This window comes from Krasilnikovia sp. MM14-A1004 (assembly GCF_047159485.1).
Classification (GTDB): Bacteria; Actinomycetota; Actinomycetes; order Mycobacteriales; family Micromonosporaceae; genus Actinoplanes.
The window spans coordinates 5,125,946-5,150,008 of sequence record NZ_AP038773.1; the positions used below are offsets into that span (position 1 = coordinate 5,125,946).

Consider the following 24,063-nt stretch of genomic DNA (forward strand, 5'->3'; position numbering starts at 1 on the left):
AAGGGAGGACGCCCATGTCGCACGCCGTACGGATGCTGCGCAAGCTGGTCGCGTACGAGCTGGCCATGTGGCACAGCCTCTACCGATGGATCTTCCGCCGGCCGCTGCATGTCGAGCCGGGCGCCCGGACGTTCGGCTACATCGGCGTGGTCAAGCCCATCCTGTGGGCGTTCATCATCCTGTCCGCCGTCGAGATCCCGATCTTCGACCTCATCCTGCGGCACATCCTGCCGTGGGAGGGCCTGCGCCGTACCGTGCTCGTCCTTGGTGTCTACGGCCTGCTCTGGATGATCGGCCTGATGGCGATGCTGCGCATGCATCCGCACGTCGCCGGGCCCGCGGGGCTGCGCGTCCGCAACGGCGCCACCCTTGAGTTCCTTGTGCCGTGGGAGGCGGTCGAGTCGGTCCGGGCGCGGTACCGGTCGCTGCCCTCCAGCCGCACGGTCCATCTGGAGTCGGCCGACTCCGGCACGGTGCTCAGCATCGGCGCCGGCCGCCAGACCAGCGTCGACCTCGTATTGCGGCAGCCGATGGCGGTCGACCTGCCCGCCGGGCGCACAGAGAACGTCGGCGAGATCCGGCTCTACGCCGACGAGCCGGACGCCCTGGTCGAGCTGACCCGCCGGCATGCCGATGCCCCCGACCCCGCCGGTCAGCGCTGAGCATTCCAGGCGTCGAAGAACGACACCGCCAGGAGTCGGTCGCAGGGCGGCAGCCAGGTCGGGTCCGAAAAGCGGCCCCTGTCGCGGGCCGGTCCCGTCGCTCGCGGGCCTGTCCTGCCGGAGGGCCCGCGACTCAGCGCAGAGCCGGCGCCTCAGCGCAGGGCCGGCGACTCAAGGCAGAGCCGGCGTCTCAGCGCAGGTCAGCGCGCTCCGGTGCGAGCAAGGAGGCGTGGCCGGCGCCCTCGCGCTCCGCACGGTTCCGGCGGACCAGCCACACCACGAGCGCGACCAGCGCGGCGGTCATCAGCAGCGACCCCTGCGTCTTGGTGGCCAATGCCCAGTTGTAGCCGTCGGGGATCGTCAGGGTCGCCGCCACCGCGCACGGCACGAGCACCCAACGGGTGAAGTTCGTCTCGGCGCGCGTCCAGGTCGCGGCGAGCACCGCGAGCGGCCAGATCGCGTACCACGGGTGGAACACCGGGGCCAGCACCACGGTCAGCGCCAGCGCCAGTCCCGCCCCGAGCAGCGCGTCGCCCCGACGCGCCCACCACCACAGCGCCACCAGGGCCGGCACGAGCAGCACCGTGGCGATCAGCCGGCTAGCCGGCAGCGCGTCGACATGGACGCCGAACACCGCCACGAACCTGCCCACGGTCATCCCGATCGAGGTCGAGGGCGACGTCCACTCCACGGTGTCCCCGCTGCGCAGCAGCCCGTACGCCCAGCCCACCCCGCGCCCGGAGAACAACGACAGGGCCGCCAGGGCGCCGACCGCACCGCCGCCGACCGCCGCACCGGGGCGCCACAGCGCCCGCAGCGACGTTCCCCGCGGCACGGCCGCGAGCACCGCGAACGGCAGCACCACGATCGCGGTCGCCTTGACACCGACCGCGAGGCCGAGCAGCGCGCCACCCAGCACCAGCGCCGCCGTCCGGGGCAGCAGCGGTTCACCGTCGGCCGGCTGCGGACCGGGAACGTCGGCCGTGCGCCGACCGGCCACCAGGGCCAGACCGGCCACCAGCAGGCCGATCATCACCGCCTCGTTGTGCGCCCCGGAGACCAGGTGGACCAGCACGAGCGGGCAGGCCAGCACGGTCCAGGCAGCCTTCGCGGGCGCCACCCCGGCGCGGCGGGCCAGCGCGGGCACCCCGGCCGCGATCAGCGCCACGCCGGCCACCGCGATCAGGCGGAACACGGCGACCGTACCGATCAGGGAGCCGCCGGCACGCACCGCGGCCGCCGACAAGAGCAGGAACAGCGGACCGTACGGGGCGGGGGAATCACGCCATGCCTGCGACACCGAGCCGAGCCAGGGGCAGCCGAACGCCTGGGCGTTCGTCGCGTACGGGTCACCGCCGGCCAGCTGGACATAGCCCTGGCAGGCGTACGAGTAGACGTCCTCGCTGCCCAGCGGCAGGAACGGCAGCAACGGCAGCGCCCACAGCCCGGCCGTGACCAGCGCCCACCGGGTGGACGGGACCACCCGGCGCCCGTTCCACCAGGCCCTGATCAACAGCGCGGTGCCCACCACCCAGCACACCGGCAGCAGCAGCCCGCGGTCGCCGCTCAGCAGGTTCACCACGTTGTAGGCGTTGCCGCGCAGGAGTTCGGCACCACCCAGGTAAGCGCCGAGCGCGGTCAGCAGGCTGCCGGCCAGGCCGAGGTAGCGAACCGAACGGGGGGTGAACATGGGCGCCAGGATACGAGACGGCCCACACCGCATGTCGCGGACAGTGATTAAGATCCGGTCCCATCCGCCACTCGCCGTCGCGCCCGCACCAGTCGTACCACCAGCATCACGATCAGTAACGCCGTCACCGCGAACGCGCCCTGCACCCGGGTCGCCAGGGCGAGGTTGTAACCGTCGGGCAGGCACAGCGCCGCGGCCATCGCGCACGTCGCGACCAGCCAGCGGTGGGCTCCGGCGGCCGTCGCCGCCAGCACCGCGAGCGGCCATGTCAGATACCAGGGATGGAACACCGGCGCCAACGCGACCGTGGCGGCCAGCGCCAGTCCCGCGCCGAGCAGTGCCCTGCCGCTGCGCGCCCGCCACCACAACACCACCAGCACGACCGCGAGGGCCGCGACGCCGAGCAGCCGGGTCACCGGCACGGTTTCGACCTCGACGCCGAACACCCTGGCCAGGGACGACACGCTGAGGCCGACGGCGGTCGGCGGAGACGTCCACTGTACGGAGACTCCGCTGTCGGCGAGATTGCGCACCCAGCCGAACCCGAGGCCGGCGGCCAGCGACACCGCGGCGAGCGCTCCCGCCGCACCGGCGGCCAGCACGGCTCCGGGCCCCCACAGCGCGCGCAGCGGAGCGCGGTCCCCAGGCGGCAGAGCCGACGACAGCGCTGACCCGTCGGCCCGCAGCAGGGCCTGATCCGGCTCCAGCAGGGCCTGATCCGGCTGCAGCTGGGCCTCATCCGGCTGCAGCAGGGCCTCATCCGGCTCCAGCAGGGCCTCATCCGGCTCCAGCAGGGCCTCATCCGGCTCCAGCAGGGCCTCATCCGGCTCCAGCAGGGCCTCATCCGGCTGCAGCAGGACGCGCTCTGCGCGGCGACCGCCCGGAACGGCCCCGGCCGCGGCCAGCACCGCGAACGGCAGCACCACGATCGCCGTCACCTTGACCCCGACCGCGAGCCCGAGCAGCACCCCCGCACCGGCCAGCAGCCCCACCCGGACCACCGGGCGGCCGAGCCGTGACCCCGGAGCCGCCGCGCCCACGGTGGCGGCGACGGCCAGGCCCGCGACCAGCAGCCCCACCATCACGGCGTCGTTGTGCGCACCGGCCACCAGGTGCACGGCGACCAGCGGGCAGGCCAGCACCAGCCACGCCGCCCGTTCCGGCGGCACGCCGTGGCGCCGGGCCAACACCGGCAGGCACGCCCCGACGAGGACGACACCCAGCACGGCGAGGCCGCGCAGCACCGCGACCGTCCCGGCCAGGCCACCGCCGAGCCTCGCCGCCGCGGCCGCCAGCAGCAGGAACACCGGACCGTACGGGGCGGGCGAGTCGCGCCACGTCGGTGCCACGGCGTCCGCCCACGGGCAGCCCAGCACACTGACCCCGGCCGCGTACGGGTCGTGCCCGGCCGCCAACGCGTAGCCCTGACAGGCGTACGAGTAGACGTCGTAGCTGCCCAGCGGAAGCACCGGCAACAGCGGCACGGTCCACAGCGCGGCCGTCACGTACGCCCAGCGCAGGGACGGCACCGCGGCGCGGCCCAGCCACCACGCCCCGATCAGCAGGACGGTGCCGAGTAGCCAGCTCAGCGGCAGGAGCACGCCGTCGGTACCGGCGAAGACGCTGCGCGGGGTCATCGTGGGCTGCCACGGCCGGGTGGCCCCACCCATCTGGGCGGCGAGCGCCAGCAGGAGGCTACCCGCCAGGCCCGCATAGCGGACAAGGCGGGCGCGAAGCATGGCGGCCACCCTACCGTGACGCACCGGCCGGCCCGCCGCGCTCGGTGCAGTCGGTCGTGCTCTACCAGCGGGTACTGTCGGTGCCCGTGTGGGCCCGGTGGCGAACCGAACTGGTCACCGCCGGACTGGCGGCGGCCCTCGGCGTCGCCTACCTGCTGCTCCCCCGGCCGGGCTCGGATCTGTCCGCCCAGATGGCCCGCGCCGACTTCTTCGCGGCACACGGCTGGGCGGTCGTCGACCTGCGCTGGTACGCGGGGGTGAACCAGCTCGGCTACAGCCTGCTGTCACAGCCCGTGATGGCATTGCTCGGCGTTCGGGTGACCGGGGTGCTCGCCCTCGTCCTGTCCGCGGTGACGTTCGCCGCGCTCCTGCGCCGCACCGGTGTGCCCCGTCCGCTGGCGGGTGCCCTGCTCGGCGCGGTGTGCCTGGCCGCGAACCTGCTGTCCGGCCGGATCACCTACGGGGCCGGTGTCGCGCTGGGACTGGCGGCGCTGCTGGCTCTCACGTACCCGCGGCTGCGCCCGGCCGCGGTGGCCGCGGCCCTGCTGGCGTCCGCGACCAGCCCGGTCGCCGGGCTGTTCCTCGGGTTGGCCGGGGTGGCGCTGCTGGCCTGCCGCCGGTGGGCCGACGGGCTGCTGGTGGCCGTGCCCGCGGCCGTGCCGCTCGCCCTGAGCGCGGGGCTGTTCGGCGACGGGGGCTGGATGAACATCAGCCACGGCGACGCGGTCCGGGCCGTCGGCGTGAGCCTGGCCGTGGCCGCGCTCGTGCCGCAGCGGCCGGTCCGCTACGGCGCGCTGCTGTCGGCGGCCGGGGTGGTCACGGCCGCGCTCGTGCACACCCCGGTCGGGCTGAACGCCACCCGCCTCGCGGTCACGTTCGGGCTGCCGGTGCTGGCCGCCTGCGCCCGCCTGCCCGGCCGGGTGCCCGCCCGGTCGCGGCCGTGGGCGCTGGCCGCGGTGCTGGTGGGGCTCTGCTGGTGGCAACCGCCGGTCGTGGTCGCCGACGTCCGCGACATCGGCAACCCGACGGCCGACCCCGGGTACTTCGCGCCGCTGCGGGCGCGGCTGGCCGGCGAGGGCCTCACCGGGCGGGTGGAGATCCCGCCGACGCGTGACTACTGGGAGGCGGCGGATCTGGGTGACGTGCCGCTGGCCCGGGGCTGGCTGCGGCAGGCCGACATCGACCGCAATCCGTTGTTCTTCACCACCGTTCCGGGCGCCGCCGGCACCGGCGTGCCGCTGACCGCGGACAGCTACCGGGCCTGGCTCGCCGAGCAGGCGGTGCAGTACGTGGCCGTGCCGGACGCGGAGCTGTCCTGGGTGGGCCGGGCGGAGGCCGGGCTGGTCGCGGGCGGGCTGCCGTACCTGAAGCCGGTCTGGTCCGATGCGCACTGGCGGCTGTACGCGGTCGACGGGCCGGTGCCGCTGGTCGCGGCCCCGGCCCGGCTGGTGGCGCACACCGCCGCGGCGGTCACCTTCGACGCCCCGGCCGCGGGCGAGGTACGGCTGCGGGTACGCCACAGCCGCTGGCTCCACGCCGACCACGGCGCGAGCGTCGCGAAGGACGGTGACTGGACCGTCGTCCGGGTGCCCGCGCCCGGCCGGTACACGGTGCGCTCGTAGCGCCGACGGCCGTCCGCTACCGGATCGCACCCGGGCCGCTCGGGATCCGCAACGTCGTACGGTCACGCTCTGGCCCAACGGATGTGTCTGCGGACCCGTCCGCGTGCGCTGGCGGCCCGACGCTTCTCCGGGACTCCGCGAAGGCGCGCGGCGATGTCACGCCCCCGACGTCGCCAGGTCGACGGATGGGTTCGGACGATGGCGCGCAGTCGTGGCACGTGGACGGTGATGTGCAGCCGCCTGATGGCATTCCTGGCGGTGGTCGCGCTCGTGGGCGCCGGCGTGGGCGGGTTCCCGGATGCGGCGGCCGCCGCGTCGAGCAGCTCCGCCTCGTGGCGTTCGGTGTCGGCGGCGGCGGGTCACACCTGCGCGATCCGGGCCGACGGCGCGCTGTGGTGCTGGGGAGCCAACGGATCCGGCCGGCTGGGCGACGCCACCACCACCAACCGGACGACACCGGTACGGGTCGGCACCGCGACCACCTGGGCCACCGTGAGCACCCGGTCCGCGCACACCTGCGCGACGCAGACCGACGGCAGCCTGTGGTGCTGGGGCGCCAACGGATCCGGGCGGCTCGGCAACGGCAACACCACCTCCCAGTACAAGCCGGTACGGATCGGCGCCGCCACCACCTGGGCCACCGTCAGCGCCGGCACCGGGCACACCTGCGCGACCCGCACCGACGGCACCCTCTGGTGCTGGGGCGACAACGGCCTCGGGCGGCTCGGGCTCGGCACCGTCGGCGGCGCCAGCACCACACCTGCGCGGGTCGGCACCGCCACCACCTGGGCCACCGTCAGCGTCGGCGCCGGGCACACCTGTGCGACCCGCACCGACGAGACCCTGTGGTGCTGGGGCGCCAACGGTTCGGCCCAGCTCGGCGACGGCACCGCCACCAACCGGGCCGAACCCTGGCAGGTCGGCAACGCCCTCCGGTGGGCCGCGGTCAGTGCGGGGGACTCATACACCTGCGGCATCACCACCGACGGCGCGCTGTGGTGCTGGGGCGCCAACCCCAGCGGACAGCTCGGTGACGGCACCACCACCGACCGGTCCACCCCGGTACGCGTCGGTGTGGCCACGACGTGGGCGTCGGTCGGCGCCGGTGCCAAGAACACGTGCGCGACGCGCACCGACCTCTCGCTGTGGTGCTGGGGCAGCGGCGACAACGGGGAGCTCGGCACCACCACCCCGGCCCGGCAGGCCACGCCGGTGCAGGCCGGCACCACGACCAACTGGGCGTCGGTGAGCACCGGCGCCGCGCACGCCTGCGCCATCGAGGACGGCGGTACGTCGTTGTGGTGCTGGGGCAGCAACAGCTCCGGGCAGCTCGGCGACGGCACCACCGTCCCGTCCGCCGTCACGGCGCGCCCGCTGCGGGTCGGCGACGGCACCGCGTGGGCGTCCGTCAACGCCGACGGGTTCGGCGCCACGCACGCCTGCGCGGTGAGCACCGACCGGACCCTGTGGTGCTGGGGCGACAACACGTACGGACAGCTCGGCGACGGCACCACCGCCGTCCGGTTCAGTCCCGTGCAGATCGATGCGGTCGCCGGCTGGTCCCACGTCAGCGCCGGCTCGCTCTTCACGTGTGCGATCGGCGCGGACGACCACAGCCTGTGGTGCTGGGGGTACAACGCGTCGGGGCAGCTCGGCGACGCCACCACCGTGAACCGGTCCACGCCCGGGCGGATCGGCGCCTCCGCCGACTGGGCCACCGTCAGCACCGGGGAGCAGCACGCCTGCGCGATCCGTACCGAGGGCACCCTGTGGTGCTGGGGCGACAACACCTACGGTCAGCTCGGCATCGGCAGCACCGCAGCCGCTACCTCGCCCACGCAGGTCGGCACCGAGACGACCTGGGCCGGCGTCAGCGCCGGGCGCAACCACACCTGCGCCGTCCGGACCGACCACACGCTCTGGTGCTGGGGCAAGGGCTACCTGGGCACTGGCGTGCAGGCCGCCCAGCAGGTCACTCCGATCCAGGTCGGGGCGGCAACGCCGTGGGCGTCGGTCAGCGCGGGCGACGCCTTCACGTGCGCCACGGCCGTCGCCGGCACCCTGTGGTGCTGGGGCGACAACACCTACCACCAGCTCGGCGACAGCACGAACGCGGTCCGGTCGACGCCCGCGCAGGTCAATCCCGCCACGACGTGGGCCGGCGTCGACGCCGGTTCCGGGCACACCTGCGCGACGCGGACCGACGGCACGCTGTGGTGCTGGGGCGACAACAGCTTCGGTCAGCTGGGCGACGGCACGACCACCACCCAGTCCATGCCGGGCCGGATCACCGGTACGACCTGGGCCAGCGTCGCGGCGGGCCGGAACCTGACGTGCGCCGTCGGCACCGACACCACGCTGTGGTGCTGGGGCGACAACGCCCACGGCGCGCTGGGTACCGCGACCGGGGCGATGCGGGTGGTCGACATCGACCCGCCCGTCCTGGACATCGTCTCGCCGACCAGCGACCAGATCGTGGACCGCATGCTGACCGTCCAACCGGCCGTCAGCGACCCGACCGGCATCACCAGCGTCACCCTGTCGGTGGCCGGGGCGGTGGTGGCCACCGCGACCGCCGATCCCTGGACGCTGACCTGGGACGCGGGCGTCCGTAGCGGCCCGCTGGCCTACACCGTCAAGGCCGTCGACGCGCGGGGCAACGTCGCCCAGCTGACGCGTACGGTCACCATCGACAGTCAGGGGCCGAGCGTCACCACCGCCTCCCCGGCGGCCGGTGCCTACCTGCCGAAGACCACCTTCACCGCCACCGTCGCGGCCACCGACCTGTCCGGCATCGCCTCGGCCTCCCTGTCCGTCAACGGCACCTCCTACGCGCCTGACACCACCGCCCCGTACTCGGTGCCGGTGACGGGCCGCTACGGCACGGTGCGGCTGCGGTGGACGCTGCTCGACAGGACGGGACACACGACCGTCCTGAACCGCACGGTGACCATCGACAACAAGGCGCCCACCGTGAAGATCACCAAGGCTCCGAAGGACCGTGCCAAGGTCCGCGGTCCCCAGAACGTGGCCGTCAGCGCCGCCGACGGGTACGGCCTGGTCCGCGCGGAGCTGCTCGTCAACGGGAAGGTCATCGCCAAGGACACGTCGGCCGGGTACTCGTTCCGCTTCGACGTCAACAAGTACGCCAAGGCCGGCAAGTCCCTCAAGGTTCAGGTGCGCGCCGTGGACCGCGCCGGCAACACCGCCGTCACGCCGGTACGCACCTGGAAACGGAAGTAGCGGGCGTCAGGAGTCGAGGACGCGTTCCATGGCCGCCCGCGAGTGCCGGGTCACCCGCAGGTAGCGGTCCACGAACTCGCCCGGATCACCCCCGCCGAGCAGCTGCACCGTGCCGGCCAGCTCCACGCCGTGCTGCGGCAGCTGGTCGGTGGGGCGGCCGCGGACCAGGGTGAGCGCGTTGCGGACCCGGGCCGCGAGCGTCCAGCCCGCCGCCATGGCGGCCGCGTCGGCCCGGTCGACCAGCCCGGCGTCCCGGGCGGCGGCGAGGGCCTCCAGGGTCCGGGTGAGCCGCAGCGCCGGTACGTCGTACGCGTGCCGCAACTGCAGCAGCTGGACCGCCCACTCGACGTCGGCGAGCCCGCCCCGGCCCAGCTTCGTGTGCGTGTGCGGATCCGCGCCGCGGGGCATCCGCTCGGTTTCCACCCGCGCCTTGATCCGGCGGATCTCCACGACCTGTTCCCGGGTGAGCCCGCCGCCGGGCCACCGCATGCCGTCGGCGAGCAGCTCGAACTCGCGGCCCAGTCCGGCGTCGCCGCAGACGAGCCGGGCACGCAGCAGCGCCTGCGACTCCCACACCCGCGACCAGCGGGCGTAGTACTGCGCGTACGCGGCGAGGCTGCGGACCAGCGGGCCCTGGCGGCCCTCGGGGCGCAGGTCGGCGTCGATGCCCAGCGGCGGGTCGGGGGCGGGCGCGGACAGCAGGCGGCGCAGTTCCTCGGCGATCGCGTGGGCGGCGGCGGACGCCTCGCTCTCCGGGGTGGTGGCCGGGGCGTCGTACACGAACAGCACGTCGGCGTCGGAGGGGTAGCTCATCTCGTACCCGCCGAGGCGGCCCATGCCGATCACCGCGAAGCGCAGGCCCTCGGGCGCCGGCTTGGCCCGGCGGGCGGCGGCCAGCGCGGCGCCCAGGGTGGCGTCGGTGACGTCGGACAGCGCGATGCCGATGGCGTCGACGTCGAGCGGGTGCGCGGGGGCCAGGTCACCGGCGCGGCTGAGGATGTCGGCGCAGGCGATCCGGAACAGCTCGCGGCGGCGCAGGGCGCGGACGGCGTCGATCGCCTTCTGCGGGTCGGCGTAGCGTTCGGCTGCGGCGAGGAAGCCGTCGCGCAGCACGTCGGCCGGGCGGGGCTGCAGTTCGGCGTCGTCGGCCAGCAGCCGCAGCGCCTCCGGGTCGCGGGTGAGCAGGTCCGTGGCGTACCGGGAGAGGCTGAGCACGCGGGCCAGGCGGCGGGCCACCGGGCCGCCGTCGCGCAGCAGCCGCAGATACCAGGGGGTGCTGCCCAGCTTGTCGGAGACGTGCCGGTAGTTGAGCAGCCCGCGGTCGGGCTCGGGCGCGTCCGCGAACTCCTGCAGCAGCATCGGCAGCAGCGTGCGCTGGATCGCCGACGTACGGGTGACCCCGCCGGTCAGCGCCTGCAGGTGCCGCAGGGCCGCGCCCGGATCGGCGAAGCCGAGGATCTCCAGCCGCCGCCCCGCCGACTCGGGCGTCATCCGCAGCGCCTCGGCGGGCACCCGCGCCACCGCCTCCAGCAGCGGCCGGTACAGCAGTTTGACGTGCAGACGGCGCACCTGCGCGGCGTGCCCCACCCAGTCGGCGCGGAACTCCTCGACCGCGTCGCGGCCGGGCACCGCCGTGTACCCGAGGGCGGCGGCCAGCCAGCGCAGCGCCGCCGGATCGTCGGGCACGGTGTGCGTGCGGCGCAGGTTCTGCAGTTGCAGCCGGTGTTCGACGGAGCGCAGGAAACGGTAGCCGCGCAGCAGCGTCTCGCCGTCGTCGCGGCCCACGTAGCCGCCCGCGACCAGCGCGCGCAGCGTGGGCAGGGTGCCGGGTTCGTGCAGTGTCTCGTCGACGCGTCCGTGCACGAGCTGCAGCAGCTGCACCGCGAACTCGATGTCGCGCAGTCCGCCCGGCCCGCGCTTGATCTCGCGGGCGAGTTCCTTCGGCGGGACGTTCTCGATGATCTTGCGGCGCATGTCGCGGACGTCGTCGACCGCCTCGGGCCGCTCCGCCGCGTGCCACACCAGCGGCGCCAGGTTGTCGATCCACTCCTGCGCCAACGCCAGGTCCCCGGCCGCGGGCCGGGCCTTGAGCAGCGCCTGGAACTCCCACGTCCGCGCCCACCGCCGGTAGTAGGCGTCGTGGCTGGCCAGGGTCCGCACCAGCGGGCCCCGGCTGCCCTCGGGCCGCAGCGCGGCGTCGACCGGCCAGGCGACCTGCCCACAGATCTCGATCAGCCGCGCCGCCACCGTCGTGCCCGCGGCCAGGTCCTCGTCGCCGCGGGCGATGAAGATGACGTCCACGTCGGACACGTAGTTCAGCTCGTTGCCGCCACACTTGCCCATTGCCACCACCGCGAGCTGGGGCACGGCCGCGGTCAGCTCGCCCACGGCGATCGCGTACGCCGCCGCGAGCGTCTCGTCGGCGAGGCGGGACAGGGCGGCCATCGTCGGCTCCAGGCCGCGGCCCCCCGTCAGGTCGGCGGCCGCGATCCGCAACAACGCGATCCGGTACGCCCGGCGCAGGGCGGGCACGGTCGGCGCGCCCTCCCCCGCCGAGTCGCCGAACTCCAGATGCCCCTCGGCGTTGGGCGGCAGCCCGGTCTTGCCCGTGGCCAGCACCCGCCACTCCTCCGGGTTGGCGACGAGGTGGTCGCCCAGCGCGGCCGAGGCTCCGAGTACGGCCAGCAGCCTCCGGCGCAGCCCCGCGTCGCCGGACAGCGCGGTCAGGACCGCCGTGGCGGCCGGATTGTCCGCGATCGGGCCGTGGGACCCGGCGACCGAGCCGCCGTTGCCGCGGACCGCGGCGCGACCCGCCGACTCGACCATGCGGTGCAGCTGGAGCAGCGCCAGGTTGGGGTCGGCGGTGCGGGACAGGGCGTGCAGCAGTTCGCCGCCGGCCTCGTCGGAGGGTTCCTGCGCGTCGGGGTCCCACAGCCGCAGCCCCGACTCGCCGAGCAGCTCGGCCGCGCGGGCCCCGTCGTCGAAGCCGTACCGGACGAGGCGGCTGAGCCGGGTCATCGCGCGGCGCTCATCGGCCCAGGAGCGGCAGGGTGGGGCCGGTGCCCGGATTCGCGATGTCCGCGTCCGGCAGGGTGCCCAGGGCCAGCGCCGCGAACCGGGCCGCGAACGGCTGCCACACCTCCTCCACGTCGGGCAGCATGTCGGCGGTGGCCGCGACCACCACCTCCGGGTCGTAGCCCAGCTCCGCCAGCAGCGTCGAGTCGGTCGCCCAGTCGGCGATCATCGCGGCGTCGCACTCGATGTGGAACTGCACTCCCCAGGCCCGGTCGCCGAGCCGGAACGCCTGGTGCGGGTACCGGGTCGACGCGGCCAGCAGCACCGCGTTGCGGGGCAGCTCGGTGATCTCGTCGCTGTGCCACTGGATCACGTCGGGCAGCAGGGGGACGTACCGGAAAAGGGGGTCGGTGTCCGCGGCGTCGCGCCGCCCGACCAGGCCGGGCCCGATCTCCGGTCCGGCCGTGCTGCGCTCGACCACGCCGCCGTGCGCGGCGGCCAGCAGCTGGCCCCCGAGGCAGATCCCCAGCGTCGGCACCCGGTGCCGCACGGCCTTGCGCAGCAGCGCCTCCACCGCCGGGAACCAGGGCGCGCCCGGCTCCCCCGCCGCGTTCGGGTACGCGTCCTGCTCGCCGCCCAGCACCACCAGGGCGAGGTAGTCGTCCAGGCTCTCCGGCAGCGGTTCGCCCAGGTGCGGGCGCACCACGCTCACCGCCAGCCCGGCCTCGGCGAACCAGTCACCGAGCCGGCGCAGATCGTCCGTCGGGTCGTTCTCGATCACCAGCGCAGTACCCACCCCCCGAGGCTAACGAATGGGCCGCCGCCCGGCGTGGCCGCACCGCGGCTGTCGGCGGCCGGCGTTCCGGCTATGGAATTGGTCTCAGCCACGATTCGCTCAGCTGTCGGGTTCCCCCGCCGATCTCGGGCTCCGCGTAGCCGCCCTGTCGGCCGCGCCCGCCGGCTGGGCATCCGCCCCACCCGGCCTGCTCCCGGGGAGGAAGCTTCATGCGTTTGTCCTGGTCCCGCCGCGTCCGCAGCGGTCTGTCCCGTGCCGCGCTCGGCGCCGCCGTACTCGCCGCGACGAGCACGCTCGTGGCCGCCGGCCCCGCACACGCCAACGGCGTCGACTACGCGGCAGCCGCCGACGACGAGGCCTACTGGATCTCGCTGGCCCAGGTGCCGACGGGCTTCGGCACGGCGAGCGGCGCGATCTCTGTCAACGTCCCGGCCGGTGGCATCACCGCCGCGACGGACGCCCTGGTGCGTCCGTACCTGGCCAACCTGGCGGTGCCCGGCCTGGTCGCCGCCGGTCCGCGCTACTTCCCCATGGCGAAGGCGTACCTCGACTGGTACCTGCGGCACGTGCAGTGGCCGGACCAGTACGGCGTGCACGGCACCGTGTGCGACTACCGGATCAACGTGGTGACGGGCGTCGAGACCCTCATCGACGGCTCCGGCAACCCGTCCGGGGTCTGCTACTACGACTCGTCCGACGGCTACGCCGGGACGTTCCTGATGGCGATGCGGGCGTACGCCGAGGCCAACCCCGCCGACGCCGCCTGGGTCGCGAACCAGAGCTACCTGCTGGAGTCCATCGCGAACGCCATCGAGGCCACCAAGCAGGCCGACGGGCTCACCTGGGCGAAGCCGGACTACCACGCGAAGTACCTGATGGACAACGTCGAGGCGCAGCAGGGCTTCGCGGCGCTGAGCTGGCTGGCCCGGCACGTGTTCAACGACGCGGCCAAGGCCGACTACTGGGCCGGTGAGGCGGACGCGGTCGCCGCCGGCATCGAGTCCCAGCTGTACGTCCCGAGCGCCGGCATGTACGCCAACGACGTCGGCGCGGCCGGCCAGTGCGCCACCGACAACGTCTGCCCGGATTGGGACACCTGGTACCCGAACGCGCAGGACCACTCCACGTCCGTCGGTCAGGCCTGGCCGCTGTGGGCGGGCCTGGGCACGGCCACCCGCCGCGAGCAGCTGTGGGCCACGTTCACCGCGGAGTGGCCGCAGTGGACCGGCGCCTGCCAGGTGGCGGACCCGTCGGCCGCGCCGTGCGGGGGCACCCCGTGGGCGGTGCTGGCACACACCGCGGTCGTCCAGGGCGACACTGCCGCCGCGGCCACGTACGTGTCGAACGCCCGCGCGCAGTGGGGCGCGACGGGCCGGCCGTGGCCGTGGACCGTGGCCGACTCGGGCTGGCTGGCGCTCGCCGAACGGGCCCTCGCCGCCGGCCAGAGCGGCGCCTGACACGAGTTCACAAGCCTGACACGAGTTCACGAGGAGGAACGGCGCGGCGTTCGACGCCGCGCCGTTCTCTGTCCGGCCCACCCGGCCGGGTGACCCACCGCCATCACCGGAAATCGGCGGCCACCGCCCACGACAGCCCGGTACGGTCATGCCACCTAGAGAACGGGGCAGGACACCGGATGTCGATGCTGCGTGAGCGGTTGCAGGCCGCTCTGGTTCCGGCGATGAAGGCGCGCGACACCGCCGCCGTGGCGGCGCTGCGGTCGGCGCTGGCCGCCATCGAGAACGCGGCCGCCGTCGCCGCACCCGACGCCGCACCCGACGCCGGGGCCGCGCCGGTGGACGGCGGGGGGCCCTTCGCCAAGTCCACCGCCGGGCTCGGTGCCGCCGAGGTGGCCCGGCGGCCGCAGGACGACGCCGAGGTGGAACGGATCGTCCGGGCGGAGATCGCCGAGAGGCTGGCGGCCGCCGACGAGTACGCCCGCCTGCAACGCCCCGAGCAGGCGCAGCGGCTGCGCGCCGAGGCGCAGGCCCTGTCCTCCCGCCTGGACGCGGCCTGAGCATGGCGCAGCCCGAGTCGGCGATCCGCGTCTCGACGCTGGAACTCTTCTTCGACCTGGTCTTCGTCTTCACTGTCACCCAGCTCGCGACGACGCTGGCGGACGACCTGACCCTGCGCACGCTGGGCAACGTCCTGCTGATGCTGTTCGTGATCTGGTGGATGTACTCGGGCTACGCCTGGCTGACCAACGCGGTCGCGCCGAGCAGCACCACCCGGCGGACCCTGCTGCTGGCCGGGATGACCGGGTTCCTGCTGATGGCGCTGGCGATCCCCGAGGCGTTCGGCGCGTACGGGTGGCTGTTCGGCTTCAGCTACCTGGTCGTCAACGTGGTGCATTCGGCGCTGTTCATGCAGGCCGGTCCCGCCGCGCGGGCGGCGATGCGGCGGCTCGGGCCGATGAACATCCTCGCCGCGCTGCTCGTGCTGACCGGCGGTTTCCTGCCCGAGCCGTACCGGCATCTGTGTTGGGTGTGTGCGCCGCTGGTGCAGATCTCGGCGGGCTACCTGCACCGCATAGAGATGCACTCGATCGCCGCGGGCCACTTCGTGGAACGGCACGGCCTCGTGGTGATCGTGGCGATCGGCGAATCCATCGTGGCCATCGGTGTCGGCTTCGGCGGGCTCCCGTCGGGGCCGGGCGAGATCCTGGTCGCGGTGCTCGGCCTGTGCATCGCGTACTACCTGTGGTGGATCTACTTCGCGGGTGACGACGAGCGGTCCGAGCACGTGCTGGCGGGAGTCACCGATCCGGGGCGGCGGGCCGCGCTGGCCCGCGACGCGTGGGGGTATGCGCACTACCCGATGCTGCTGGGCATCGTCGTCGCCGCGGTCGGGGTGAAGAAGACGGTCGGGTACGCGTTCGCGCCGCTGCACTGGGGGCAGGCGATCGCGCTGAGCGGTGGCGTGGCCCTGTACCAGCTGGGCCACGCCACGTTCCTACGGCTGCTGCGGATCAGCGGGGTAGCGCACCGGGTGGTGGCGGCCCTGGTGGTGCTGGCGGTGATCCCGCTCGGGCACGTCCAGGCCGTGGCGCAGCTCGCCGCCATCCCGCTGATCATGATGGCGGCGGCCATCGCCGAGGACGTGCCGCGGGTCCGCCGCTCGGGCGGGACCGCGATCAGCACGTTCGGCCGCACGCCGGGCGCACCGCCCGACTGAGGCGAGCCGCCGGGCTGAGGCGACGCGCCGGTCAGGCGATGCAGGCGCAGACGATGAGGGCGGCACCGAAGTGCGACGCGGCGCTGACCATGGCGCCGGGGTGCCGGTCCGGGGTGCAGATCACCTCGCCCAGCTTGCCCGGCGTCAGCCAGTCCAGGACCAGGAAGGCGAAGCCCATGACGCCGATGCCGATCAGGCCGAAGATCAGCGTCGAGGCGAGGCCCTTGGCGAAGTCGTCGTACGTCGTGAAGATCGCGGTGAAGACGATCAGCGCGATGCCGAGCTGGTTGGCCACCAGCAGCAGCCCGGCGTTGTGGTTGCGCTCGACGAAGATGAGATCCTTCAGCTTGCCCGGGGTCAGCACGTCGACGAGCAGATAGCCCAGCGCCATCAGCCCGATACCGACCAGTCCGAACACGACGCTGCGTCCGGCGCCCTCAAGCAAGTCTTGCAGCACGGTGTCTCCTCAGAACGTGATCTGACGCAGGCACCGTAGCCGACCGACGGCCCGACGGTGATCCACCGCCGGGCCGAATTTCGCGTGTCACAGCGCGAGGTAGCGCTGCCGCTCGTACGGGGTGACCTCGCGGCGGTACTGCTCCCACTCGGTGCGCTTGTTGCGCAGGAAGAAGTCGAAGACGTGCTCGCCGAGCACCTCGGGCACGAGTTCCGACTTCTCCATCACGTCGATCGCCTCGGACAGGTTCTCCGGCAGCGAGTCGTACCCCATCGCCTTGCGCTCGGCCGCCGACAGCGACCAGACGTCGTCCTCGGCGCCCGGCGGCAGCTCGTACCCCTCCTCGATGCCCTTGAGACCGGCGCCGAGCATGACCGCGAAGGCCAGGTAGGGGTTGGTGGCCGAGTCGATCGAACGGACCTCGACCCGCGCCGAGTTCGGCTTGCCGAACGCGGGCACCCGCACCAGCGCGGAGCGGTTCAGGTGGCCCCAGCTGACGAACGCGGGCGATTCGGTGATCCGGTCCGGCAGCTGCATCGGGAACAGCCGCTTGTACGAGTTCACCCACTGATTCGTGACCGCCGTGTACTCGCGGGCGTGCACGAGCAGCCCGGCGATGAACGCCCGCGCGGTCTTGGACAGCTTCTGCGGGTCGTCGCCGTCGAAGAACGCGTTGCGCTCGCCCTCGAACAGCGACAGGTGGGTGTGCATGCCGCTGCCGGGCTGGTCGGTGAACGGCTTGGGCATGAACGAGGCGCGCACCCCCTGGGTCAGCGCCACCTCCTTGACCACGTGCCGGAACGTCATGATGTTGTCGGCCGTGGTGAGCGCGTCGGCGTAGCGCAGGTCGATCTCCTGCTGGCCGGGGGCGACCTCGTGGTGGCTGAACTCCACGGAGATGCCGATGCGTTCCAGCGCGAGCACGGCCTGGCGGCGGAAGTCGCGGGCCACCACGTGGTTGGTGTGGTCGAAGTAGCCGCCGTCGTCGACCGGTACGGGCACGGTGCCGTCCAGCGAGGTGTCCTGGACGAGGAAGAACTCTATTTCCGGGTGGGTGTAGTAGGTGAAGCCCTTCTCGGCGGCCTTGCTCAGCATGCGGCGCAGCACGTGCCGCGGGTCGGCCCACGCGGGGCTGCCGTCGGGCAGCAGGATGTCGCAGAACATCCGGGCGCTCTCGCCGCTGGCGCCACCCTCGAACGGGAAGACCTGGAACGTGGTCGGGTCGGGCATGGCGACCATGTCGGACTCGTAGACCCGGGCGAAGCCCTCGATGGCCGACCCGTCGATCCCGATGCCCTCCTCGAAGGCGCTCTCCAACTCGGCGGGGGCGACGGACACGCTCTTGAGGGTGCCCAGCACGTCGGTGAACCAGAGACGGACAAAACGGATGTCGCGTTCTTCGAGCGTGCGAAGCACGAACTCCTGCTGTCGGTCCACGTCAACCCCTCGTACGCCAGCGGCTGCGACCGGCCCGCCCGCTCGGCGGTCAGTGTCCCCCGGTCCCGTTACGCCGAGATTACGCTGACCATGCCGTTCCGGGTGCTCCGGGTGAGGTCGCACGGTGATCACCGAACGGTAGAACAGGCCGGGCCGGGTGACGCTGCCAGGCTGGGGAACAATGAGGGCATGCCCTCGATACGCATCGCCCTGGCCCAGGTCAACTCGACGGTCGGTGACATCGCCGGTAACGCCGCGGCGATCCGGCGCTGGTCCCGGACGGCCGCGGACGCCGGGGCGCAGCTGGTCGCGTTCCCCGAGATGATGCTGACCGGATACCCCATCGAGGACCTGGTGTTCCGGGACTCGTTCGTGCGGGCCTCGCAGGCGGCGCTGCGTACCCTCGCCGCCGACCTGGCCGCGGACGGCCTGGGCGACCTCGCCGTGGTGGTCGGCTACGTGGATGCCGACGGTCCCGCCCCGACCAGCGCCGACGCCGTCCCCGGCAGCGGCCGCCGCGACGCCTCCGCCCTGCTGTACGGCGGCACCGTCGCCGCCACGTACTTCAAACACCACCTGCCCAACTACGGGGTGTTCGACGAGGACCGCTACTTCGAGCCCGGCTCGGCGCTGACCGTGGTGCGCTTCGGCGGGGTCGACATCGCGCTCACTGTCTGCGAGGACGTGTGGCAGGCGGGCGGCCCGTTCGCCGCGGCGCGGCGCGCCGGAGTCGGGCTGGTCGTCAACATCAACGCCTCGCCGTACGAGCTGAACAAGGACGACGTGCGGCTGCCGCTGGTGCAGCGCCGCGCGGCCGAGGCGGGCGCCACCGTCGCGTACGTGAACATGGTCGGCGGCCAGGACGAGCTGGTCTTCGACGGCGACTCGATCATCGTCGGCGCGGCGGGCGAGCTGCTGGCCCGTTCCCCGCAGTTCGTCGAGGACCTGCTGGTGCACGACCTGGAGTTGCCCGCGGCCGACGAGACCCCCAACGTCGAGGGCGCGGGCCCCGAGCTGACCCGCCGCTCCGGCGAGTCGCTGCACGGCGAACAGACCCGCGACGAGGACCTGGCGATCGAGCGGATCACGCTGACCGGCGCGCCGCGCCCGGTCACCGGCGACCGGGTGGTCGGCGGTGTCGCCGAGCGCATCGGCGACGAGGCGGAGATCTGGTCGGCGCTGACCCTGGGGTTGCGCGACTACGTCGAGAAGAACGGCTTCCGCTCGGTCGTGCTCGGCCTCTCCGGTGGCATCGACTCGGCCGTGGTCGCCGCGATCGCCGTCGACGCGATCGGCCCGCAACGGGTCTTCGGCGTCTCGATGCCCAGCGCGTTCTCCTCCGGTCACTCCCGCGACGACGCGGCCGACCTGGCCAAGCGCACCGGGCTGGACTACCGGGTCGAGCCGATCCAGCCGATGGTCGACGCGTTCCTGTCGAACCTGTCGCTGTCCGGCCTGGCCGTGGAGAATCTGCAGGCCCGGGTCCGCGGCGTCATCCTCATGGCGCTGTCGAACCAGGAGGGCCACCTCGTGCTCACCACGGGCAACAAGAGCGAGCTGGCGGTCGGCTACTCGACCCTGTACGGCGACTCCGTCGGCGGTTTCAACCCGCTCAAGGACGTGCCCAAGACGATGGTCTGGCGCCTGGCGAACTGGCGCAACGCGGAGGCCGCCGCCTGCGGCGACCAGCCACCCATCCCCGAGAACTCGATCACCAAGCCGCCCAGCGCCGAACTGCGCCCCGGCCAGGTCGACGCGGACTCGCTGCCCGACTACGACCTGCTGGACGCGGTGCTCACCGGCTACATCGACAACGACGCGGGCCGCGACGACCTCATCGCGGCCGGCCACGACCCGGCCCTGGTGGATCGCGTGCTGCGCCTGGTCGACGGCGCCGAGTACAAGCGCCGCCAGTCCGCGCCCGGCACCAAGATCTCGATCAAGGCGTTCGGGCGGGATCGGCGGCTGCCCATCACGAACAGATTCCGCGAGGGCGTGTGACGACCTGCACTCAACCCTGACCGGGGACGGCCCGGCGGTGCGACGATCGAGGGCACAACCCGGGGACCGCACCGCGCGGCCTCGAGGGAAGGAGACGACGATGTCTGACACCGAGGTGCCCACCCTCTACGGCGGCCCACCGACCCGCCGGGTCCGCACCCGCGACCTGATCGCCGCCAAGGAGCGCGGCGACCGCTGGGCCATGCTCACCTCGTACGACCAGTACACGGCCGGCATCTTCGACGCCGCCGGCATCCCGGTGCTGCTGGTCGGTGACTCCGCGGCCAACAACGTGTTCGGCTACGAGACGACCGTCCCGGTCACCACCGACGAGCTGCTTCCTCTGGTACGCGCGGTCGTGCGCGCCACGAAGACCGCGCTGATCGTGGGTGACCTGCCGTTCGGCTCGTACGAGGAGGGGCCCACCCAGGCCCTGCGTACGGCGGTGCGGTTCATGAAGGAGGGCGGCGCGCACGCCGTCAAGCTGGAGGGCGGCCGCCGGGTGTCCGCGCAGATCTCCGCCCTGACCGGTGCCGGGATCCCGGTGATGGCGCACATCGGCTTCACCCCGCAGAGCGAGCACGTGTTCGGCGGGTACCGGGTGCAGGGCCGCGGTGACCGTGCCGCCGAGGAGCTGGTCGCGGACGCCCGCGCGGTCGCCGAGGCGGGCGCGTTCGCGGTGGTGCTGGAGATGGTGCCCGGCGAGGTGGCCGCCCAGATCACCAAGGAGCTGAGCATCCCGACGGTCGGCATCGGGGCTGGCGCGGACACCGACGCGCAGGTGCTGGTCTGGCAGGACATGGCCGGCCTGCGTACGGGCAAGGCGCCGCGCTTCGTGAAGCGCTACGCCGACCTGGCGACCGTGCTCGGCGAGGCGACCCGGCGGTTCGCCGACGAGGTGCGCGGCGGCGAGTTCCCGGCTTCGGAGCACACGTTCAGTTAGGCGCGGCGGCGCGGCTGCCCGGGCGGGCCGATGGCAGACTCCGTGATCGGAGGTGCCACGTGTCAGTACCCGCCCGGGTCAGCCTCGCCACCCTCGGCGTCGGCGACGTCGCGCGCGCGACCGCGTTCTACTCGCGGCTCGGCTGGCGGCTGTCGCCGGCCTCGATTCCGGGCGTGGTCAGCTTCTTCCACACCGCGGGCGGCCTGCTCAGCCTGATCGCCACGGACGACCTGGCCGCCGACGCGGGCCTACCCGCCCGTCTCCCGCCCGCGAACCCGGCGACGGACTTCCGCGGCACGATGCTGGCGATCAACGTGGAGAGCCGCGCGTCGGTGGACGAGGCACTGCGCGCGGCCGTCCAGGCGGGTGCCGGGCTGGTGAAGGCGGGCGGCGCCACCGACTGGGGCGGCTACCTCGGCTACTTCACCGACCCGGACGGGCACCTGTGGGAGGTCACCCACAATCCCGGCTGGCCGCTCGACGAGGCCGGGGTCCCCCGTCTGCCCTGATCCGGCCTGCCGTGATCTGCCGGGCCGGGGCTGGTCACCGAGCGGGAGCGGATCGCCGGGCGCGATCATTCGCGGGCGAACAGCACCGTGCGGGTCTGCGGGTCGGCCGTGGTCAGCCGTACCCGGATGCGCTCGCCCAGTGGCAGCTCGCCGGTGCAGCGGGCCCGCACCGCCGGGGTGTCGATCGCGATCGTGCCGCCCGGTGGCCGGCGGTTGGTGGCACCGTTACGCGGCTCGTCCACGTCCAGCACCCCCGCGTCGAACGTGGCGCCCACCCGGTCCGCCAGGAGCACCGCCTCGGCCAGGTCGATTGCACCGCGGTAGGCCGCGGAGGCCACCCGGTCACTGGCCGACATGCTGGCGGGCAGCCGCTGGAGCGCGTCGCGCACCCAGTCCGGCACCGGCCGGCCCTCGTGCAGGGCCAGGCAGGCCTCGGTCGCGTACCGGTCGGCCAGGCGGCGCAGCGGCGCAGTGACATGCGCGTACGGTGCGCCGACGCCGCCGTGCCCGGTCTGCGCGGGCGGCTGTCCGTCGAATGCGGTGTACGCGGCGCCGCGCAGCAGGTCAGCGGCCTGGTCCACGAACGCCGCCCCGCGTGGGCTGCCCGCGTCGACCCCGGCCACGACATCACCCAACGGCGTCCCCTCCGGCCAGGAGACACCGAGCGACCCGGCGGCGGCGCGCAACCGGGCGATCCCGTCGGGCTGCGGGGGCGGCATCGTCCGCAACAGCCCCACCCCGCCGGAGAGCATGAGCGACGCCGCGGCCATGCCGGTGAGCAGCGAGATCTGCGCGTTGTGCTCCTCGACGGGCAGCGGGGCCCGCAGCACCAGCCGCCAGCCGTCGTCCCCGCTGGGCTCGATCTCCTGTTCCGGGATCGGCAGGTTGACGGCGCCGCGCTGGGCCGCCCGGCGGGCCAGCAGCGCGCCGACCTCGGGCAGCAGCGCCACCGGCTCCAGGGCCCGGCCCGCGTCCACGGCCGCCTGCACTCCCGCGTAGTCCAGCTTCGCCCGGCTGCGCACCCGGGCCCGCTCCAGGCCCACCGCGGCGATGTCACCGTCGGCGTCGAGGTCGATGGTCCACAGCACGGCGGACCGGTCGGCGTCCGGCAGCAGGCTGGCGGCGCCCTCGCTGAGGATCGGCGGATGCAGCGGCACCTTGCCGTCGGGCAGGTAGACGGTCTGGCCGCGGGCCCAGGTCTCGGCCTCCAGCGGGCCGCCGGGCCGCACGTACGAGGCGACGTCCGCGATCGCGTAGTGCACCCGGTAACCACCGCCCGCGCGGCGGGTCAGGCACAGCGCCTGATCGAGGTCGCGCGAGGTCGGCGGGTCGAGGGTGACCAGCGGGATATCCGTACGGTCGACCCCGGTGGGCGTGCGCGCCGCCGCCTCGGTCGCCTCCTGCAGGGCGGCGGCGGGGAACTCCCCGGGCAGTTGGAGCTCGCGGCGCAGCACGGTGAAGTCGATGCGGGGCGCCCGCACCACCCGGTTGATCGGCACGCCTCATTACTACCAGCAGGAACGTGACCCGCGCCCTCCCACGAACGTGCGGCGCCGGGACCGCCGCCGCGGATGCAGCCGGACAGCGCTGCGCCCGCGGCGTGCGGTCAGGCCCTGACGGTCGCCTTGCGGGCGGCGGTCGCCGTACGGGTCGCGGCGTTGCGTGTGGCCGACGCCTTGCGCGCGGTGCCCGCGGTGGCGGTGCGGCGGCTGTTGCCGGCCGCGGCCTTGCGGGCGGCGGCCGCCGAGGCGGGTGCCCGGACGCGGCCGGCGTTGGTGGCCGACGTCTTCGTCGTGCCGCCGCGCTTGGCCACGTTGGCTGCCTTGCCGGTACCGGCCGGACGGAGCCTCGCCGCCGCGGCGTTGGCCGTGCTGCGGGTGGCTGCCTTCACCCCGGTCCGGGTGGCTGTCGCTTTCGCGGTGGTCTTGCGCGCCGTGCCGGCGGCCTTCGCCGCGGTCTTGCGCGCCGTGCCCGTGGCCTTGGCCGCCGTCTTCTTCACGGCCTTGGTCGCGCGGGCGGGCGCCTTCTTCGCGGCGACCCGCTTGGCGGCGGCCGACTTCGCGGCGGTGGGCCGGGCGGTGCCTGCCTTCTTCGCCACGGTCCGCTTGGCGGCCGTCTTCTTCGCGACGGTCTTCTTCGCGACGGCCCGCTTCGCGACGGTCTTCCTGGCGGGCGCCTTCTTCGCGACCGTCTTCTTCGCGACCGTCTTCTTGGCGGGCGCCTTCTTGGCGGGCGCCTTCTTCGCCACCGTCTTCTTCGCGACCGTCTTCTTCGCGACGGTCCGCTTCGCGACGGTCCGCTTCGCGACAGCCTTCTTGGCGGGCGCCTTCTTGGCCACCGTCTTCTTCGCCACGGCCTTCTTGGCGGGCGCCTTCTTCGCGACCGTCTTCTTCGCGACGGCCTTCTTGGCGGGCGCCTTCTTCGCCACCGTCTTCTTCGCCACCGTCTTCTTCGCCACCGTCTTCTTCGCGACGGCCTTCTTCGCGACGGCCTTCTTCGCGACGGTCCGCTTCGCGGCCGGCCTCGCCGTGGTCTTCTTCGCGGTGCTCTTCTTCGCCGCGGCGGGCCTCGTGGCGGACTTCGCCGCCGTGGTCCGGGCCGTGGTGGTCTTCTTCGCCGCGGTCCGCTTCGCGGCCGCTGATGGTGCGCGTTTCGCGGCGGCCTTCTTCGCGGCCGTCGGCGACGCGCGGCCCGCGCCCGTGCGGGCGGCGGCCGTTCTCGCGGCCTTCTTGACTTCGGCCATGGGGACCTTTCCTCCTTGCGATGACTGCG

The 24,063-nt window shown here is 73.7% G+C and carries 17 protein-coding genes; 9 read left to right on the forward strand and 8 right to left on the reverse strand.

What is annotated here, in order from left to right; translation table 11 throughout:
- Positions 1-14 precede the first annotated feature (14 nt).
- Positions 15-662: a hypothetical protein gene (locus ACMCNN_RS21825; RefSeq protein WP_412742373.1), complete on the forward strand. Its 648-nt coding sequence runs from the start codon at positions 15-17 to the stop codon at positions 660-662.
- Between the two features lie 190 nt (positions 663-852).
- On the opposite strand, the gene mptB (ACMCNN_RS21830) is transcribed toward ACMCNN_RS21825, so the two are convergent.
- Both mptB (ACMCNN_RS21830) and mptB (ACMCNN_RS21835) read right to left on the reverse strand, forming a co-directional pair.
- Positions 853-2,352, reverse strand: a complete 1,500-nt coding sequence (gene mptB, locus ACMCNN_RS21830) for a polyprenol phosphomannose-dependent alpha 1,6 mannosyltransferase MptB (RefSeq protein WP_412742374.1) — start codon at positions 2,350-2,352, stop codon at positions 853-855.
- 47 nt (positions 2,353-2,399) lie between these two features.
- Positions 2,400-4,115, reverse strand: coding sequence for a polyprenol phosphomannose-dependent alpha 1,6 mannosyltransferase MptB (gene mptB / locus ACMCNN_RS21835; RefSeq protein WP_412742375.1), 1,716 nt, complete (start codon positions 4,113-4,115; stop codon positions 2,400-2,402).
- Between the two features lie 62 nt (positions 4,116-4,177).
- Here mptB (ACMCNN_RS21835) and ACMCNN_RS21840 point away from each other — a divergent pair, with 62 nt between their 5' ends.
- Both ACMCNN_RS21840 and ACMCNN_RS21845 read left to right on the forward strand, forming a co-directional pair.
- Positions 4,178-5,713: a hypothetical protein gene (locus ACMCNN_RS21840; RefSeq protein WP_412747242.1), complete on the forward strand. Its 1,536-nt coding sequence runs from the start codon at positions 4,178-4,180 to the stop codon at positions 5,711-5,713.
- Between the two features lie 198 nt (positions 5,714-5,911).
- Positions 5,912-8,956 carry an Ig-like domain-containing protein gene (locus tag ACMCNN_RS21845; protein WP_412742376.1) on the forward strand — a complete coding sequence of 1,015 codons (3,045 nt, stop codon included), beginning with the start codon at positions 5,912-5,914 and terminating at the stop codon, positions 8,954-8,956.
- A 6-nt stretch (positions 8,957-8,962) separates the two neighbouring features.
- Here the strand turns inward: ACMCNN_RS21845 and ACMCNN_RS21850 are convergent, their stop codons facing one another.
- Positions 8,963-11,974 (reverse strand): bifunctional [glutamine synthetase] adenylyltransferase/[glutamine synthetase]-adenylyl-L-tyrosine phosphorylase, encoded by a 3,012-nt coding sequence (locus ACMCNN_RS21850; RefSeq protein WP_412742377.1) that lies wholly within the window; start codon positions 11,972-11,974, stop codon positions 8,963-8,965.
- A gap of 10 nt (positions 11,975-11,984) precedes the next feature.
- On the reverse strand, positions 11,985-12,767 hold the full coding sequence (locus ACMCNN_RS21855) for a type 1 glutamine amidotransferase (protein ID WP_412742378.1): 783 nt from the start codon (positions 12,765-12,767) through the stop codon (positions 11,985-11,987).
- Between the two features lie 209 nt (positions 12,768-12,976).
- Between ACMCNN_RS21855 and ACMCNN_RS21860 the strand changes: the two genes are divergently transcribed.
- The 3 genes from ACMCNN_RS21860 to ACMCNN_RS21870 all read left to right on the forward strand — a co-directional run bounded on the left by ACMCNN_RS21860 (position 12,977) and on the right by ACMCNN_RS21870 (position 15,944).
- Entirely contained in the window at positions 12,977-14,224 is a 1,248-nt protein-coding gene (locus tag ACMCNN_RS21860; protein ID WP_412742379.1) for a hypothetical protein, read from the forward strand.
- Positions 14,225-14,403: 179 nt separating this feature from the next.
- Positions 14,404-14,784 carry a hypothetical protein gene (locus tag ACMCNN_RS21865; protein ID WP_412742380.1) on the forward strand — a complete coding sequence of 127 codons (381 nt, stop codon included), beginning with the start codon at positions 14,404-14,406 and terminating at the stop codon, positions 14,782-14,784.
- Positions 14,785-14,786: 2 nt separating this feature from the next.
- Positions 14,787-15,944 carry a low temperature requirement protein A gene (locus ACMCNN_RS21870; protein WP_412742381.1) on the forward strand — a complete coding sequence of 386 codons (1,158 nt, stop codon included), beginning with the start codon at positions 14,787-14,789 and terminating at the stop codon, positions 15,942-15,944.
- Between the two features lie 31 nt (positions 15,945-15,975).
- Here the strand turns inward: ACMCNN_RS21870 and ACMCNN_RS21875 are convergent, their stop codons facing one another.
- Together ACMCNN_RS21875 and glnA are read right to left on the reverse strand one after the other, a co-directional pair.
- Positions 15,976-16,401 carry a DUF350 domain-containing protein gene (locus ACMCNN_RS21875; protein WP_412742382.1) on the reverse strand — a complete coding sequence of 142 codons (426 nt, stop codon included), beginning with the start codon at positions 16,399-16,401 and terminating at the stop codon, positions 15,976-15,978.
- An 87-nt stretch (positions 16,402-16,488) separates the two neighbouring features.
- Complete coding sequence (gene glnA, locus ACMCNN_RS21880; RefSeq protein WP_412742383.1) at positions 16,489-17,838, reverse strand: type I glutamate--ammonia ligase; 1,350 nt, start codon at positions 17,836-17,838, stop codon at positions 16,489-16,491.
- A gap of 189 nt (positions 17,839-18,027) precedes the next feature.
- On the opposite strand from glnA, the gene ACMCNN_RS21885 reads away from it, so the two are divergent.
- From ACMCNN_RS21885 to ACMCNN_RS21895, 3 genes are all read left to right on the forward strand, one after another.
- Entirely contained in the window at positions 18,028-19,839 is a 1,812-nt protein-coding gene (locus ACMCNN_RS21885) for an NAD+ synthase (RefSeq protein ID WP_412742384.1), read from the forward strand.
- 100 nt (positions 19,840-19,939) lie between these two features.
- Complete coding sequence (panB, locus tag ACMCNN_RS21890; RefSeq protein ID WP_412742385.1) at positions 19,940-20,782, forward strand: 3-methyl-2-oxobutanoate hydroxymethyltransferase; 843 nt, start codon at positions 19,940-19,942, stop codon at positions 20,780-20,782.
- Between the two features lie 59 nt (positions 20,783-20,841).
- A complete protein-coding gene (locus ACMCNN_RS21895) occupies positions 20,842-21,291 on the forward strand; it encodes a VOC family protein (RefSeq protein ID WP_412742386.1) in 450 nt (149 codons plus the stop codon).
- Between the two features lie 65 nt (positions 21,292-21,356).
- Here the strand turns inward: ACMCNN_RS21895 and ACMCNN_RS21900 are convergent, their stop codons facing one another.
- Together ACMCNN_RS21900 and ACMCNN_RS21905 are read right to left on the reverse strand one after the other, a co-directional pair.
- A complete protein-coding gene (locus ACMCNN_RS21900) occupies positions 21,357-22,790 on the reverse strand; it encodes an RNB domain-containing ribonuclease (RefSeq protein ID WP_412742387.1) in 1,434 nt (477 codons plus the stop codon).
- A gap of 107 nt (positions 22,791-22,897) precedes the next feature.
- Positions 22,898-24,034 carry a histone H1-like repetitive region-containing protein gene (locus ACMCNN_RS21905; RefSeq protein ID WP_412742388.1) on the reverse strand — a complete coding sequence of 379 codons (1,137 nt, stop codon included), beginning with the start codon at positions 24,032-24,034 and terminating at the stop codon, positions 22,898-22,900.
- Positions 24,035-24,063 lie beyond the last annotated feature (29 nt).

Coding starts and splice junctions, on each gene's coding strand:
- ACMCNN_RS21865 (WP_412742380.1), top strand. CDS start 14,404: ATGTCGATGCTGCGTGAGCGGTTGCAGGCCGCTCTGGTTCCGGCGATG.
- ACMCNN_RS21845 (WP_412742376.1), top strand. CDS start 5,912: ATGGCGCGCAGTCGTGGCACGTGGACGGTGATGTGCAGCCGCCTGATG.
- ACMCNN_RS21870 (WP_412742381.1), top strand. CDS start 14,787: ATGGCGCAGCCCGAGTCGGCGATCCGCGTCTCGACGCTGGAACTCTTC.
- ACMCNN_RS21905 (WP_412742388.1), bottom strand. CDS start 24,034: ATGGCCGAAGTCAAGAAGGCCGCGAGAACGGCCGCCGCCCGCACGGGC.
- mptB (WP_412742374.1), bottom strand. CDS start 2,352: ATGTTCACCCCCCGTTCGGTTCGCTACCTCGGCCTGGCCGGCAGCCTG.
- ACMCNN_RS21885 (WP_412742384.1), top strand. CDS start 18,028: ATGCCCTCGATACGCATCGCCCTGGCCCAGGTCAACTCGACGGTCGGT.
- ACMCNN_RS21860 (WP_412742379.1), top strand. CDS start 12,977: ATGCGTTTGTCCTGGTCCCGCCGCGTCCGCAGCGGTCTGTCCCGTGCC.
- ACMCNN_RS21825 (WP_412742373.1), top strand. CDS start 15: ATGTCGCACGCCGTACGGATGCTGCGCAAGCTGGTCGCGTACGAGCTG.
- panB (WP_412742385.1), top strand. CDS start 19,940: ATGTCTGACACCGAGGTGCCCACCCTCTACGGCGGCCCACCGACCCGC.
- ACMCNN_RS21850 (WP_412742377.1), bottom strand. CDS start 11,974: ATGACCCGGCTCAGCCGCCTCGTCCGGTACGGCTTCGACGACGGGGCC.